Genomic DNA, 15,396 nt, shown 5'->3' on the forward strand with positions numbered 1-15,396 from the left:
GGGGGGGGGGTGGTGGTGACATGGGAGGGGGGGGGCCGTGGGGGGGGGACGGGCTGTTCATTTGCGACACAACACTCCTCCGCCCCGGGGCGCGGTGCGACCCCGGGGCGGCCGGACGGGTGCGGAGCGATCGGAGCGCCGTCAGGCGGCCAGCTGCTGCGCCTGGTTCAGCAGGTCGTCCGCCTGCGCCAGCAGGGCGCGCGCCTGGTCGTGGTCGAGCTTCTGGTGACCGAAGGCGGTCCGGTCCAGCACCTGGGCGATCCGGCCGGCCAGCTGGTCGCGCTGGGCCCCGAGCGCGGTCAGCTTCGCGCTGGTCGCCTGGTACTGGGCGTCACCGGGGCTGGTGGACTCGATGCCCTTGGTCGCCGTCTTCAGGGTCGCGGTGGCGAACTGGCCGACCCCGGCGTCCAGCTGCTTGTAGGCCGCGGCCAGCTGCTGGTAGGCCTGGGTGCTGCGGGCCAGGCTGTGCGGCAGCGCCCAGTGGTTCAGGAACTCGGTCAGCACCCGGCCGTCGTGGGTGTACGGGTCGCTGAGGCCGAGCAGCGCCAGCATGGTCGGGCGGATGTCGGTGTGGTCCGACCAGACCTGGTCGGTCACCCCGAGGTTGCGCACGCCCGGGCCGACCAGGCCGAGCCAGGTGGTGTTGATGTCCGGCGAGAAGTCACCGTGGTTCCACGCGTACTCCGGGCCGAGGGCCACGCAGGAGGCGGCCGTCGGGCAGCTGCCGCCGCCGGCGTAGACGTAGTAGTCCGGGTCGGCGAAGGAGGTGAAGGTCGGGGTGCGCAGCGGGTCCCCGGTCTGCATGTGCAGGATCTTCTGCTCGGTGCGGTCCGCCAGGTAGCTGGAGACGGTGTCCGTCTTCCCGGTGATCGGGTTGACCGCGGTCACCTTGGACCAGGCCTGCTCGAAGGCGCGGGTGACCGGGGCGTCGGGCGCCGGGTTGCCGTTCAGGTAGAAGTTGGGCGCCGAGTCGGCGTGCACCTGGAACGGGGTGGTGATGCCCTGCTGGGTGGCCAGCAGGCCGCGGGCGTTGGCGTTCACCTCGCCGATCTGCTGGTAGCTGCACGGGACGGTGACCCCGTCGCAGCCCGCGGGGGTCGGCTGGCCGCCGACGAAGTGGTCGTTCTCGTCGGAGGTCACCACGAACAGGGTGTTGTCCGCGTTGAGGCCGTCCTGGTGGATCCGCTTGAAGAAGCTCGCGAAGGCGGTGTCGTAGGCCTTCAGCTGCGCCGTGTAGCCCGGGTCGCCCGGGCCGTAGGCGGTGCCGTTCGCGCTGTGCTGGTCGTGCGCGTCCGAGAGGTAGGCGTAGGTGACCGGGACGCCGGCCTCCTGCATCTGGGCCACGTAGCCGAGCGAGTTGTCGGCGGTCATCGAGTCGAAGCCCGGGAAGCCCGGGTTGCCGCTCGGGTCGGTGATCGGCTTGCCGGCGGTGTTCTTCACCACGCCGTTCGCGCTGATCGCCGGGTCCACGGACTTGGCCCCGAACAGCGCCTGGTAGCCGTTGTAGCCGCCCGGCTCGTCCGGCAGCAGGTCCGGGGAGGCGCCGCCCTTGGCGCACAGGTCCGACTTCTGCGCGCAGTGGACGCCGATGCCGACGTAGTCGGCCTGGGCCTTGGCCGGGTTGGCCTTGGCCTCGGCCGCCTGCGCGGAGTTCGGGCCGAACACCTTGTTGATGTCGACGTTGGTGTTCTCCAGGATGGTGTTGGCCATCGAGACCGAGCCGAAGTCGCAGCCCGCCTTGGTGTAGGCGGCCCACGGCGCCGGGGCGTTCTTGCCGTCCTGGCCGACCATGGTCGGCGCGGCGTCGGCGGGGGTCGGCACCGAGGTGTCGGCCACGCCGTCGGTCCAGTAGGCGAAGCTGCTGGCCGAGTTGGTGGTGCCGTTCGGGTTGTAGTAGCGGTACGAGTTGGACACCGCCTGGCCCTGCCGGTCGCCGTAGAGGCCGGTGATCGAGGTCAGGATGTCGTCACCGGTGTGGGCGATCAGCGGGGTGTGGTGGTTGTCGTCCAGCGTGCCGTTGCTCTCCAGGAAGTCGAGCAGGTGCGGCATCTGCTCCAGGTCGGAGGGCACGTTCGGGTTGTCCCGGGTGAAGTGCACGTTGTCGAACTGCAGGTAGATCACGTGCTGCACGTCGCGGCCGTCGGCCGAGATCTGACAACTCGCCTGCCTGGGCCGGTGGTGGGCGTCGGCGGCGGAGGCCGCCTGGGCCGACACCATGCCGAGCCCCAACCCGGCCGCGAGCGACAGGGCCAGCACCTTGCTCTTGCGCATTCGGCTCCCTCTCTGGGCGCGATCGCGCGCCCCGCGGCGGAACGCGCGTGGATCGCCGTTCGGGGGAACACAGCGGTGCCCCCCGTGGTGCGGGCCACAGGCTGCCACGCCGAGGCTGAACGCGACAGGGGGCCGGAGCTGTTCGGTGGTGAAGTCGTGGTGAACTGGAAAAGGAGTGACCGGCGCTGACGGAGTGTCAGCGCCGGTCGATGACCCGGACCAGGTCGGTCACGCTCCGGGATCGGGGCCGGTCAGACCGAGCGCTGGTAGGCCCGGAAGGTGGTCAGCGACAGCCCCACCGCGACGGCGGCCAGCGCGAGCAGCGCCCCGCCGTGGCCGGCCACCGAGGCCCAGTCGGGCGTCGTGCGCATCGCCGCCCGGGTGGCCTCCAGGGTCCAGTTCATCGGGTTGAACCGCGCGGTGACCCGGATCCAGTGCGGCATCAGGGCGGCCGGCATGAAGGCCGAGGAGAGGAAGGTGAGCGGCAGCAGCAGGAAGGTGTTGATGCCGATGATGCTCTCCCGCTGCCGCACCAGCATGCCCAGCGCGTTGGAGCAGGCCCCGAAGACCGTGCCGAGCACCGAGGAGGCCACCACCAGGACGGCCAACCCCGCCGCGCCGCCCGGGTAGTGCGCCCCGCCGAGCGCACCGAGCGCGATGATCAGCACCGACTGCAGCGCGGTGGTGATGCCCTGCGACAGCACGTTGGCGTTCAGCAGCGCGCCGCGGCGCACCGGTGCGACCAGGAAGCGGTTGAGCGTGCCGCGCTCGATCTCCTCCAGGGTCCCCATCCCGGCCCACATGTTGGCGGAGACGGCGCTCATCACGACCACGCCGGGCACCAGGTAGCCCAGGTAGGAGCCGGAGCCGAAGCCCGGCAGCTCGGCCATCCGCTTGAACAGCGCGCCGAACAGGAAGAGCCAGATCACCGGCTGGATCAGGGTGATCACCAGGTAGGCGGGCTGCTTGGCGAAGACCATCAGCTGGCGCTGGGTCAGGTACCAGCTCTGGCGCAGTGCACCGGCGGGACGGGCGGCCGCGGCGGGGCCGGCGGCGGACTGGACGGCGGCGGTCATCGGACTGCTCCTTCCGGCGCGGCGGTGTGGTCCGCCTGGGCGAAGCTGCGGCCGGTGTGCCGCAGGTAGACGTCGTCCAGCGAGGGCCGGGCGAGGCGGACCGCGACGGCCGGGTGGCCGCAGCGGTCCAGCGCGGCGAGCACCGCGGGGACGGCGGCCGCCCCGTCGGCGGCCCGGGCGATCACGGTGCGGCCGTGCACCGCGACCTCGCCGACCCCGGGGACCTGGCCGAGCGCGGCATACACCAGCGGCTCGTCCGCCCCGGGCGCTGCCGGCAGCTCGACCTGCACGGCGTCGCCGCGCAGTTGGCCCTTGAGCTCGTCGGGGGTGCCCGCGGCGACCACCCGGCCGCGGTCCACGATGGCCAGGCGGGCGGCCAGCCGGTCGGCCTCGTCGAGGTAGTGGGTGGTCAGCAGCACGGTCAGCCCCTCGCCCGCGGCGAGCCGGTCGATCTCCTCCCACATCGCGGTGCGGGCCTCGGGGTCGAGCCCGGTGGTGGGCTCGTCCAGGAAGAGCACCTGGGGCCGGTGCACCAGTCCGAGCGCGACGTCGAGCCGGCGCTGCATGCCGCCGGAGTAGCCGCGCACCGGGCGGTCGGCGGGCCCGACCAGGTCGAAGCGGCGCAGCAGCTCGTCCACCCGGCCCTCCAGGGCGCGGCCGCGCAGCCCGTACAGGCGGCCCTGGAGCCGCAGGTTCTCCCGGCCGGTGGCCACCGGGTCGGCGCCCGAGCGCTGGGCCACCACGCCGATCGCGCGGCGCACCGCGGCGGGGTCCCGGGCCACGTCCAGGCCGGCCACCAGGGCGCGGCCCGAGTCGGCGGTGGCCAGGGTGGTGAGGATCTTGATGGTGGTCGACTTGCCGGCGCCGTTCGGGCCGAGCAGCCCGAAGACGGTGCCGGCCTCGACCTCGATGCCGAGGCCGTCCAGGGCCCGGACGGCGGGGGCCTTGCCCTTGCCGGGGTAGGTCTTGACCAGGTCCTCGGCGAGGACGGCGGTGGTCCGCGACCGGGCCGGGGCCCGGGTGCTGTGCAGGGTGGTCATGGCGCTCTCGCGTCCCTTCAGGTCGGGTGGTTGACGACCTGCGGGCGGCGTGCGCCCAGGGTGTGCCGAGGCTGCCCGGCTACCATGGAGGGTGTGTGCCATCTCCACTGATGCCGATCGTTGGGTTCAACGCAGCCGGTGTCACAGCCTGTTGCCGCAGGTCTGGTGAGTGGTTCCGGGCCCCCGCGCGGTGTTGCCGCACCCCGCGGGGGCCTCTTCTTCTGTTGTGTCGGGTTCTTCTGTGGTGTCGGGCGGGCCGTGGTCAGCCGCGCTGCTGCTCCTGGATCCGTTCCTCCAGGTCCGTCCATTCCTCGGGCGCCTGCCCGGTCTCGTGGTAGCTGCGCCAACCGGCCAGGCCGTCCAGCGTGCCGTCGGTCAGCTCGGTGAGCAGGGCGCGCACCCAGTCGGCCTCGGCGACCGCCATCGCCACCGCGTACTCGACCTCCAGCAGGAAGAGTCGCGGCAGCAGCCCCTGCAGCTCGGCGAGGCCGGCCCGGGCGGCGGCCACCTCCGCGTCCAGCGCGGTGAGCCGCTGCCGCAGCAGCCGGGTCACCTCGTCCGGGTGCAGCGGCCCGACCAGCGCGAGCGCCGACTCGAACCTCGGGTACTCCTTCTCCCGGGTGCCGATCAGCTCGGCGAGCCAGTCGCGCATCTCGGCGTCGCCGGCCGGGGTGATGCCGTAGACCGTGCGCTCGGGGCGTCGCCCGTCGCGCTCGGTGCCGACCTCCTCGATGAAGCGGTGCTTCTCCAGGTTCTGGATCACGGTGTAGAGCGAGCCGTAGTTGATCTTGATGCTCTGGTCCTTGCCGCGACTCTTGAGCAGCTGGGCGATCTCGTACGGGTGGAGCGACCGCTCGGACAGCATGACCAGCACCGCCAGCGCGAGCACGTTCGTCAGCTTGCGTCGAGCCATCGGGCACACCACCTCGTCTCCGTATATCCGTCTACGAGCATAGGACGGGACGCCGGGCGCGTCAACACGACATATCGCGTGTCCTGCCCGAGAGCCCGAATGCGATCTATCGCGTTTCCGTGATCACGCCGATTCGCCCATCTGACCTGCACATTCGACGATCCGCAGCCACATGCCGGGCCGAATTCCGGTCACCCGCTGACCGGGCAGCGGTGCAGCCGAGAACGGCTCGGCGTGTCGAAGATGACGGTTCAACAACTGTCCTCCGCTGCCTATACACTTCCGGCCGAACCGGCGCCCGGACCCACACCCGCGGCGGTCGGTCTGACGTCTGTTCAGTTCACCGGGCCGGCACCGCCGGCCCTGTCACGGGGGTTCTCATCATTTCCATACGCCCTGCCATCAGTGCTGCCCTGCTCGCCGCGGCCGCGCTCACGCTGACCGCCTGCGGTCCCGACGACACCAACACCAACGCGAAGGCGTCCACCAGCCCGAGCGCCGTGGCCAGCGCACCGACCGCGCCGAGCGCCCCGGCCAGCAAGCCCGCCGGCAGCGGCAAGCCCTCCGCGCCCGCCTCCAAGGGCGGCAGCGACTGCCCGACCCTGGCGCCCGGCCACAAGTACATCTGGGTCGACCACATCGAAGGCGCCATGAACAACGTGGTCGCCGCCGACGCGCAGATGCACTGCGACCCGGCGATGAACGAGGGCGCCGCCTACTCGCACACCGGCGACCTGAAGACCTACGGCCTCTCGCTGGAGGCCAAGATCACCGTGATCCTCCAGAACAACCCGGTGACCAGCGACGCCAAGGACGGCGGCCTCAACGGGATCGCCCACGTGAAGGCGTGCGCCGACCCGCAGGGCAAGCAGTACATGGGCACGCCGCTGCCGGCCGGCTACTTCTGCTACGGCCAGAACTACTACGACGTCACGGTCGACTCGCACAACACCATCACCGGGATGACCGAGCTCTACGGCTCCTGACCCGGCCGTGCCCGGGCCCGCCGGCCCCGGCACACCCTCGCCCGTCCCCGTCCGCACCCTCCGGAACGAGTCGCACCATGCTCCGCACCCGTACCCTCCTCGCGGCGAGCACCGCCGTCCTGGCCTCGCTCGTCACGCTGACCGCCTGCGGTCCCGACGACACCACCACCAAGACCAACCCGAACGCCTCCGGCAGCCCGAGCACCGGCACCGGCACCGCAACCCCGACCGGCGGAGCGAACGGCACGCCGACGCCGCACACCGGCGCCATCCCGCCGCTGCCGGCCGGCGTCTGGATCGCCGCCAAGGACATCCCGCTGGACTCCGCCGTGCACTGGGCCGAACCGGCGTCCGTCGCCAACACCAACGGCAGCCCGCAGCTCGCGGTCGAGCAGTTCTGCAAGGCCCAGATCACCGGCGACACCGACATCCGCAGCTTCCCGGCCGAGAGCGCCGGGCAGGCGAAGCTCGGCACGGCCGGCGCCGGCCAGTGGCAGGCCCAGCAGACGGTCATCCACCTGACCGGCACCAACAGCATCGAGATGCAGGGCGCCAACAACTTCAGCCGCGCGATGCAGGACGCGGTGCGGAACTGCGCCAAGACCGCCGGCGCCACCGATGTGCACGAGTTCGGTGACGGCACGGTCGGCGCCGGCTGGGCCGACAGCATCACCATCCCGCAGGCCGACGGCCAGACCCTCACGCTGCACGAGTACATCGGCGTTCCCGGCGGCGGCGCGGTGAGCGAGCTGGCCCTGTGGACCGTCACCCCGAAGGGCGGCAAGCCCAAGGTCGAGTGGGGTGCCGCCGACCCGCAGGTGGTCGACGCCCTGGTGAAGGCGGACTGCAACACCTACAAGGACTGCTGAGCAGCACCGCAGGCCGCCCCCGGCCCGCTCAGCGCCAGTGCGCGGGGCGGGCCAGGCCGGTCGGGAGCGTGGTGGTGGCGTCGCCCTGGGCTGCGTTCAGCTGGGGCTGGGTGAGGAAGAACGCCCCGGTCAGGTCGGCGCCGTGCAGCTTGGCGTCGCGCAGGTCGGCGCCGATCAGGTCGGCCGCCCGCAGGTCGGCCTTCCGCAGGTCGGCCGCGATCAGGTAGGCGCCGCGCAGGTCCGCGCCGCGCAGCGAGCTGCCGGCGAGCTCGGCGCCGATCAGGTCGGCGCCGCGCCGGTTGCGCTTCTTGCCGGGCACGGCGGCCCGGACCAGCTCGCTGGCCTTCAGCAGCAGGGTGTTCGCCCGAGCCCGATGGGCCGGCACGTCCAGCGCGAGCAGGAAACCGGGGTCGGTGGAGCCGGCCAGCTCCTCGATCTCCCCGCGCAGCGCGCGCAGCTCCCCGTGCAGCGGCGCCGCCAGGGTCAGCGAGAGCGCCTCGGTCAGGTACCAGAGCAGCTCGTGCAGCTGCCGCACGACCGGGAAGACCTCGAACATCTCCCGCGCGGTCTGCGGCGCGCTGCGCCAGTCGGCGCCGCCGAAGGTGACCTGGGAGACCTGCTGGCCGGCCCCGAAGCAGTCGTAGACCGTGCAGCCGGGGAAGCCCTGCTCGCGCAGCCGGGTGTGGATCCGGCAGCGGAACTCGGCGTCCAGGTTGCGGCAGGGCTTGCCGGCCTCCTTGGTGACCGCGAAGTCCGCCGAGGCCGTGAACGGCAGGGCCACGCAGCACAGGCCGAAGCAACTGGCGCAGTCGGCGGTCAGGGCGGTGGTCGGCTCGGGCACGGTGGTCCTTTCGGGGTGGCGGTCGGTCCAGTGGACCCCACCCGGGCCGGAGGCGTCCAATCCGCCGCCGGTCAGGCCGCCGCCGATCGGGCCACGGGCGGTCAGGCCGCGAGCGGGCCGGCCGCCGCACCGCGCAGCTCGCGGATCAGTGCCCGCACGCCCAGGGTGCCGGCCAGCTCCGGCGTGGTCACGTAGCCGACCGTCCGGGTGGGCCGCTCCGCGCCGAGGTCGGCCACCACCACCGAGGCCGGCGCGTCCAGCACCGCCAGCCGCGGCATGATCGCCATGCCCATCCCGCGGGCCACCATGGAGAGCACCACGCTGTCCTCGCCGGCGTCCAGCCGCGCCGCGGGCAGCCAGTCCTGCTGCTGCCACCAGCTGCGGGTGTAGGAGGAGCAGTTCTCGGTCCAGTCGATCAGCGGCAGGCTGCGCGGATCGGGGTGGCCGACCGGGTGCACCAGCGAGTACTCCTCCTCGAAGAGGGCGCCCGCGAGCACCCCGTCGGGCAGCGGGGTGCTGCCGCCCAGGGTGGCGATGCCGAGGTCGGCGCGGCCGTCCTGCACCTCGCCGGCGGTGCCGCGGCCGACCTCCGGGACGATCCGCACCTCGGGGGCCAGGCCCGGGTGGGCGGCGGCGAGCCGGGTCAGCGCGGTGGGCAGCAGGTGCACGGCGGCACTGCGGAAGGCGGCGATCCGCAGCGGCCCGGTGACCTCCCGGGTGGCGGCGCCGCGGGCCTCGGCGGGCAGCGCGTCGAGCAGGCGCAGGATCCGGCGGGAGTGGGCGGCGGCGCGCTCGCCGGCCGGGGTGGGGCGGGCGCCGTGCCGGCCGCGGTCGAAGAGCACCGCGCCGATCTTGCGCTCGCAGGCGCTGACGGCGTGTGACACGGCGGACTGGGTCAGGCCCAGCGCCTCGGCGGCGGCGGTGAAGCTGCCGGTCCGCTCGACGGCGACCAGGATCCGCAGCTCACGGACGGCGAGATCGTTCACCGGGACACCGTACTCGGTGCACCCACCCGTGGGAGGGGGTGCACCGAGTACAGAGGACTCAGTACTGGTCCGGGTGCGCCGTGTAGTTCGGCGGCGGGGTCTGGCCGGCCTGGCCGCCGTACGGGTTCGGGCCGCCGTAGGGGTTGGCGGCCGGCGGGGCCTGGTGCGGGACGGGCTGCGGGCCGCCCTGCGGCGGCATCGGCTGACCCGGGTAGGGCTGCGCCGGAGCCGGCTGCTGGTACGCCTGGGCCGGCGGCTGCTGCGCGTACTGCGGCGGGGCCGGCGGCATCGGCTGGCCCGGGTAGGGCTGGGCCGGCGCGGCCTGCTGCGGGAAGGGCTGCGGCGCGCCCTGCGGGTAGGGCTGGCCCTGCGGCGCCAGTGGGGTCAGGTCCGCCGGGGGCAGCTGACCGGTCATCGCCTGCGGCAGCGAGCCGTCGGCCATCGCCGCCGGCGGGAAGACCGCGGAGAGCTGGTCCATCTCGTTGCGCCAGTAGCGGTGGATGTTCAGCCGGGTCGGCTTGGTCTCACCGGGGAAGATCAGGTACATCGAGCTCCACACGGTGGCCCGCTTGACCCGGGTGACCGGGAAGGCGTGCCGCGGGAAGACCCCGACCACCTCGCCCGGGCGGTTGGTCCAGCGGCTGGCCGTGTTGACCACCACCGAGCTGCTGGTGAGGGTGAGGAAGTAGAAGCGCCGGGTCAGCGCGACGATCAGGCCCAGGCCCGGGATCTCGTCGAAGATCGCGTTGAGCCACGGGCTGGGCCCGGTCTCCACGTGCACGCACGCGATGAACGTCTCCCCGGGCGGCGCCACCTGGGAGAGCTTCTCGATGACCTGAGCCTTCTGCTTGGCCCGGCGAATTGCCATGGTTTTGTCCTCGTTACCCCGTCTTTGTCCGCAGCGGTGTGCCGCGCGAAATCGGCTGAGGGTAGCAGGTGGTGATGACGCATGGGACCCGCCGGAACACCGCCGGCCCCCGGCGCGGAATGCGCGGGGGCCGGCGGGGGCAATTCCGGGGAATTACTTCATGCTGCCGATCAGCGAGTGGACCAGCGTGCCGGACGGGTCGTCAGCCTCCAGGGAGTAGGCGAAGACGCCGCCCAGGCCCTTGCCGGTCGCGTACGCACCACGGGCCGCGATGGCCTGCGGGGTGTCACCGGTGAAGAAGTTGGTGCCGTCGTAGATCCACGAACTCTGGGTGGTCGGGTCCCAGTGGACGTTGGCCGAGCCGGTCTTGCCGGTGGCCACCAGCTCCTTCCAGAAGGCCACGCCGGCCGCCTGGCTGGTGCTCTGCGCCGCGGACGGGCCGGTGGCGCTCTGGTACAGGCCGTTGTTGCCGCCGGCCGGCACGCCGGTCCAGCCGCGGAAGTAGAACGGCACGCCCAGCACCAGCTTGCTCGCCGGGAAGCCGCCGGGGATCCCGTAGGCAGGATCGCCGTTCAGGAAGGCGTTCACCGCGTTGTCGACCGTGTACTTCTGGGTGCCGGGGGCGATCGGGGTGCTCGGGTCGCCCGGGCTGTCGTAGAGCGGGTCCTGCAGGTTGGTCGGGCCGGTCGCGTCCCAGGCGCCGTGCATGTCGTAACTCATGATGTTGCCGTAGTCCAGGTACTTGCCGATCTGGTCGGTCTGGACGTTGGCGATCTTGTCCTGGCCGCTGGGCAGCGCCGCGGTCAGCAGGAAGTGCTTGCCGATGCTCGATCCGTAGGCGTCCAGCTCGTTGCGGAACTCGGCGAGCAGCGCGGTGTAGTTCGCGGTGTCGGCGGCGGAGTAGTGGTTGCCGGTGTGGCCGCCGGACGAGGCCGGGTACTCCCAGTCGATGTCGATGCCGTCGAAGATGCCGGCGGCCGAGGCGGCACCGCCGGAGGCGTCGCCGGACACCGTGGGCAGGTTGCCCTTGATGAACATGTCGATGCAGGAGGAGACGAACTTCTTCCGCGAGGCGTCGGTGGCGGCCACGTCGGAGAAGTACTTCGAGTAGGTCCAGCCGCCGAGCGACAGGGTGAAGCGCAGGTTCGGGTACTTCGCCTTCAGCTCGCGCAGCTGGTTGAAGTTGCCCTTGATCGGCTGGCTCCAGGCGTCGTTGCCGCCGTCGACGCTGTTCGCCGAGGTGTACGACTTCTGGTAGTCGGCGAAGGCGTCGCCGGCGCCGTCACCCGCGTTCGGGTCGGCGTCGTTGGTGTCGGCGGCCTTGATGGTCTCGAAGCAGGTCTGGTTGGTCGGGTCGATGTTCTCGAACGCGTAGGTCATCACGTTCAGCCCGGAGGCCGCGCCGCTGGCCGCCACGCTGCTCGGGTAGTACTGGTTCCCGTAGATGCCCCACTGCGAGAAGTAGGCCGACTTCACCGCACCGGTGGGCAGCGCGCCGGTGGTCACCGAGACCGGGGCGGACTGGGCGCTGCTGTGGCCGGAGGTGTCGTAGCCCTGCACGGTGAAGGTGTAGGCGTTGACCGGCAGCAGCGAACTGACCGTCACCGAGGTGCCCATCGAGGTGGCGACCAGGTTGCCGCCCGAGTAGACGTGGTACGCCGGGACGTTGCCGTTCTGGCCGCCGTCGGTGCTGGCGGACCAGTTCAGGGTCACGGTGTTGTTGCTGACGCTCGCGGTGACGCCGGTCGGGGTGCTCACCAGGCCGTCGCCGGTGGGGGCGGGGCTGCCGCTGGGCGAGGCGCTCTGCGACGGGGAGCTGGTCTGGGTCGGCGTGCTGCTCTGGCTCGGCGACGTGCTCTGGGACGGCGAGCTGCTCTGCGACGGCGAGGAGCTCTGGGACGGCGAGCTGCTCTGGCTCGGCGAGGAGCTCTGCGACGGGGAACTGCTCTGCGAGGGCGAGGTGCTCTGCGAGGGCGAGCTGGTCCGGGTCGGCGTGCTGCCGCCGGTCGAGCCGCTGGGCCCGATCAGCGAGAGGTCGTCGGCGTAGTAGGTCCCCTGCCCGAACCAGCCGTGCACCCAGACCGTCACCGAGGTGGTCGACGCACCGGTGGTGAAGGCGGTGTTGAGGTTCGTCCAGTCGGTGTTCGAGGTCCAGGTGCTGGTGTCGGTGGTGCCGCTGCCGGTCACCCCGAGGTACGCATAGGAACCCTTGAGCCAACCGGCCAGCGTGTAGCTGGTGTTCGGGGTGACCGTGACGGTCTGCGAGCACTGCGCGGTGTCGCTCGCCGAGGCGGCGCCGGCCAGCGCGTAGCTGCCGCCGTGCGGGGCGGTGCTGGTGATGCTGCCGAGCCCGCCGGAGCAGGTCCAGCCGGCCAGGGTGCCGGTCTCGAAGTCACCGTTGGTCAGCAGGTTGACGCCGGCGGCCGAGGCCGAGCCGCCGGTCAGGGTGGCCAGGCCGGCCGCGCCCGCGAGCAGCGCGGTGGCGGTGGCGAGGACGGTCGCCTTGCGGAACGGTCGGTGGCCGGCCGGCGGGTGTGCCAGGTGCCGGGCGGCGGTGGCGCGTTCGGTCATGGTCGCTCCAGGGGTCGCGCCCGGGTGTGGGGTCCGGGCGCCGTGGGGGAGGGGTACCTGGGGCCGGGGCGGGTGCGCACCCTCCCGACCGACTTCCGCGGATCGGCGCCGAACGTACGTCCTGTTGACGGTTTCGGTCAACAGGTCTGTACCAATGCGTCATGTATCGATACCCCTGACCGGCCCTAACGTCCTGGTTCGTCCACCAATGGTCCGACTGCGGTTGAACAGGTCTCAACCAATCCGATCAATGGCCGGACATGCACCGGGGCCGGCCCGGGAATCCCGGACCGGCCCCGATCAACCGTCACCCGACCTCGTGCGGCCGGGTCACCCGGCCTGCCGTCGCCTCACCTGGTCTGCGGCCGGGTCACCCGGCCGCGACGGCGGTGGCCGCCGCCGGCTCGGTGCTCGGCTCCGGCGCCGCGGCGACCGGCTCGGCCGTCGCCTGGCGCGGCAGGGTGCGCTGGCGGTGGTGCTCCTCGGTGAGGTCGTGCAACCGCGCCTGCAGCAGGTCGGGCAGCGCGACCAGACCGACCAGCGTCCCGCCGATCCCGCCGCGCCCCGGGTCGTCGGCCGCCACCACCGGCGCCCGGGTCACCCCGGTCTCGGCGAACAGGTAGGCCACCTGACGCAGCGTGTGGTCCTCCCGGATCACCAGCTGCGGCGGGCCCGCCACCTGCCCGACCGTCTCGGCGCCGGCCACCGGCCGGGCGGCCGCCGCCAGCAGCTCGCGCGCCGTGGTCACCCCGGCGAGCGAGCCGTCGGCGGCCAGCACCGGGAAGAGCCGGTGCCCGCGCTCGCCGGAGACCTGGGCCAGCGCCTCGGAGACCGGCTGGCGCTCGGTCAGCGTGATCGGCGCACGGTCCATCACCTCGGCGGTGAAGAAGGTCTCCAGCGGGTCGGTGGAGTACTCCCGGGTCAGGTGCAGGCCGCGCCGGGCGATCTTCTCGGTGAGCACCGAGCGCTTCAGCAGCAGCGCGGAGAACCCGTAGGCGACCGTCGCGGAGATCAGCAGCGGCAGGGCGGCGCCCCAGGCGTGGGTCAGCTCCAGGGTGAAGACCACACCGGTCAGCGGCGAGCGCATCACCCCGCCGACCACGGCCGCCAGGCCCATCATCGCCCAGAAGCCGGGGATGACGTGCGGGAACATCAGCCCCTCGGCCGCCCCCAGGGCTCCGCCGATCATGAAGACCGGCGCCAGCACCCCGCCCGAGGTGCCCGAGCCGAGCGAGAGCGACCAGATCACCGTCTTCACGGTGAGGATCCCGATGATCAGCGAGACGGTGGCCTTGCCGGTCAGCAGCTGGTCGATCACGTCGTAGCCGACGCCCAGCGCGCGCGGCTCGATCAGGCCGCCCAGGCCGATGATCGCGCCGCCGATGGCGGGCCACCACATCCAGTGGAACGGCAGCTTGGCGAAGCCGTCCTCCGACTTGTAGACCAGCCAGGTGGCCGCCAGCGCCAGCGCGCCGCCGGTCACGCCGGACACCACGCAGAGCACGTCGACGGTCGGGGTCAGGTGCAGGCCGGTCGCGTCGACCGGGAAGACCGGGGCGGTGCCCAGCAGGTAGCCGCGGCAGACGGTGGCCACGCCGACGGCCGCCACCACCGGCACGAAGCTGCGCGGCCGCCACTCGAAGAGCAGCAGCTCGACCGCGAGCAGCACCGCCGCCATCGGCGAGTTGAAGGTGGCCGCCATGCCGGCCGCCGCGCCGGAGACCAGCAGCGCCTTGCGCTCGTCCGCGCTGAACTTCAGCAGCTGGGCGGTGATCGAGCCGATCGCCCCACCGGTCATGATGATCGGGCCCTCGGCGCCGAACGGCCCGCCGGTGCCGATGCTGATCGCGGCCGAGACCGGCTTGAGAACCGCGACCCGGGGGAGCACCTTGCTGCCGCCGGTCAGGATCGCCTCGATCGCCTCCGGCATCCCGTGGCCGCGGATCTTCTCCGAACCGAACCGGGCCATCAGGCCGATCACCAGCCCGCCGATCACCGGCGCGAACAGCACCAGGTACCAGGGGTGGTGGCCGCCGGGCGCCCGCATCTGGGTGCTGACCTGCTGGAAGAAGACCAGGTTGGTGACCAGCCCGATCAGCTTGAGGAGCAGCCAGGCGGCGCCCGCGCCGAGGGCGCCGACCAGCAGCGCCCAGGCGGTGACCACCAGCACCCGCGGGGTCAGGGTGAAGTCGCCGAGGTGGTGCGCCCGCTGCCCACCGTTCCTGCCGCCCGCGGCCTGCGCGGCGCTCACAGGGCCACCGGCCCCGAGGTCAGGTGCTCGGCGGCGAGCACCTCGTGCACCCGGTGCAGACCGGCGGCGGTGGCGGCCCGTTCGGCCGGGTCCAGCTGGGCCAGCACCCGGGCGAGCTCGGTGCGGCGCCAGGCCAGCACCTCGTCGACCAGTTCGCGCCCGCGGGCGGTGAGGTCGAGGGTGACCACGCCGCGGTGGTGGTCGTCCCGGCCGCGCACCACGTGGCCGGAGGCGTCCAGCCGGTCGGCGAGCCGGGTGACCGAGGAGGCGCCGAGGCCCAGCGCCCGGGCGACCTGCGAGGACGGGCTGCAGCCGAGGTCGTTCAGCACCAGCAGCAGCCGGAACTGGGGCAGCGAGACCTCGCCGGCCAGCACCTCCAGGCTGCGCAGGGCCAGACCGATCAGGTCGCGGGTCGCGGTCTGGAAGGCCTCGATCTGGGCCGGGTCGATCTGGGCCGGCTCGACCTCGACCACCGGGACGGCGGCGACTACGGGGACGGCGGCGACGGGCTCGGCGCCCGCGCCGCCGGCTTTCTTACGATCATCAGATATGCGCTCCACGGGACAAGTATTGCCTACTGCAACACTTGCCGGGAGGTAGTGTCCGGATCGCGGGACGATCGGCGTTCCCACTCCGGCGCGCGAGGTCCGCGCTCGGGCCGCCCGGCGCCCACCCGGCGCGCCCCGGGCGGCCCGACCGTACTCCTGGTCGTCACGGCAGCGCT

At 72.6% G+C, this 15,396-nt stretch carries 12 protein-coding genes; 2 read left to right on the top strand and 10 right to left on the bottom strand.

What is annotated here, in order from left to right; genetic code table 11:
* Window positions 1-141 precede the first annotated feature (141 nt).
* The 4 genes from ACQRUO_RS23060 to ACQRUO_RS23075 all read right to left on the bottom strand — a co-directional run bounded on the left by ACQRUO_RS23060 (window position 142) and on the right by ACQRUO_RS23075 (window position 5,300).
* The gene (locus ACQRUO_RS23060) at window positions 142-2,271 is read right to left on the bottom strand and encodes a hypothetical protein (RefSeq protein WP_428317927.1); all 2,130 of its coding nucleotides are present in this window, start codon (window positions 2,269-2,271) and stop codon (window positions 142-144) included.
* A 251-nt stretch (window positions 2,272-2,522) separates the two neighbouring features.
* Window positions 2,523-3,347, bottom strand: coding sequence for an ABC transporter permease (locus tag ACQRUO_RS23065; protein WP_428317928.1), 825 nt, complete (start codon window positions 3,345-3,347; stop codon window positions 2,523-2,525).
* Window positions 3,344-4,387, bottom strand: coding sequence for an ABC transporter ATP-binding protein (locus tag ACQRUO_RS23070; protein ID WP_428317929.1), 1,044 nt, complete (start codon window positions 4,385-4,387; stop codon window positions 3,344-3,346). Before ACQRUO_RS23070 ends, ACQRUO_RS23065 begins: the two co-directional genes overlap by 4 nt.
* Window positions 4,388-4,649: 262 nt before the next feature.
* Window positions 4,650-5,300, bottom strand: coding sequence for a PadR family transcriptional regulator (locus ACQRUO_RS23075; protein WP_428317930.1), 651 nt, complete (start codon window positions 5,298-5,300; stop codon window positions 4,650-4,652).
* A gap of 500 nt (window positions 5,301-5,800) precedes the next feature.
* Here ACQRUO_RS23075 and ACQRUO_RS23080 point away from each other — a divergent pair, with 500 nt between their 5' ends.
* Together ACQRUO_RS23080 and ACQRUO_RS23085 are read left to right on the top strand one after the other, a co-directional pair.
* Entirely contained in the window at window positions 5,801-6,286 is a 486-nt protein-coding gene (locus ACQRUO_RS23080; RefSeq protein WP_428317931.1) for a hypothetical protein, read from the top strand.
* A 77-nt stretch (window positions 6,287-6,363) separates the two neighbouring features.
* On the top strand, window positions 6,364-7,155 hold the full coding sequence (locus tag ACQRUO_RS23085; protein ID WP_428317932.1) for a hypothetical protein: 792 nt from the start codon (window positions 6,364-6,366) through the stop codon (window positions 7,153-7,155).
* A 28-nt stretch (window positions 7,156-7,183) separates the two neighbouring features.
* Here the strand turns inward: ACQRUO_RS23085 and ACQRUO_RS23090 are convergent, their stop codons facing one another.
* The 6 genes from ACQRUO_RS23090 to ACQRUO_RS23115 form a co-directional block, all read right to left on the bottom strand.
* Window positions 7,184-7,996, bottom strand: coding sequence for a pentapeptide repeat-containing protein (locus tag ACQRUO_RS23090; RefSeq protein WP_428317933.1), 813 nt, complete (start codon window positions 7,994-7,996; stop codon window positions 7,184-7,186).
* 101 nt (window positions 7,997-8,097) lie between these two features.
* Window positions 8,098-8,982, bottom strand: coding sequence for a LysR family transcriptional regulator (locus tag ACQRUO_RS23095; RefSeq protein ID WP_428317934.1), 885 nt, complete (start codon window positions 8,980-8,982; stop codon window positions 8,098-8,100).
* Between the two features lie 58 nt (window positions 8,983-9,040).
* Window positions 9,041-9,850 (bottom strand): hypothetical protein, encoded by an 810-nt coding sequence (locus ACQRUO_RS23100; protein WP_428317935.1) that lies wholly within the window; start codon window positions 9,848-9,850, stop codon window positions 9,041-9,043.
* 153 nt (window positions 9,851-10,003) lie between these two features.
* On the bottom strand, window positions 10,004-12,421 hold the full coding sequence (locus tag ACQRUO_RS23105) for a glycosyl hydrolase family 18 protein (RefSeq protein WP_428317936.1): 2,418 nt from the start codon (window positions 12,419-12,421) through the stop codon (window positions 10,004-10,006).
* A 370-nt stretch (window positions 12,422-12,791) separates the two neighbouring features.
* Complete coding sequence (locus tag ACQRUO_RS23110; RefSeq protein WP_428317937.1) at window positions 12,792-14,672, bottom strand: chloride channel protein; 1,881 nt, start codon at window positions 14,670-14,672, stop codon at window positions 12,792-12,794.
* The gene (locus tag ACQRUO_RS23115; RefSeq protein ID WP_428317938.1) at window positions 14,669-15,232 is read right to left on the bottom strand and encodes a MarR family winged helix-turn-helix transcriptional regulator; all 564 of its coding nucleotides are present in this window, start codon (window positions 15,230-15,232) and stop codon (window positions 14,669-14,671) included. The genes ACQRUO_RS23110 and ACQRUO_RS23115 overlap by 4 nt, the downstream gene beginning before the upstream one ends.
* Window positions 15,233-15,396: the final 164 nt, after the last annotated feature.

Source organism: Kitasatospora sp. LaBMicrA B282, from assembly GCF_050325825.1.
Taxonomy (GTDB): Bacteria; Actinomycetota; Actinomycetes; order Streptomycetales; family Streptomycetaceae; genus Kitasatospora.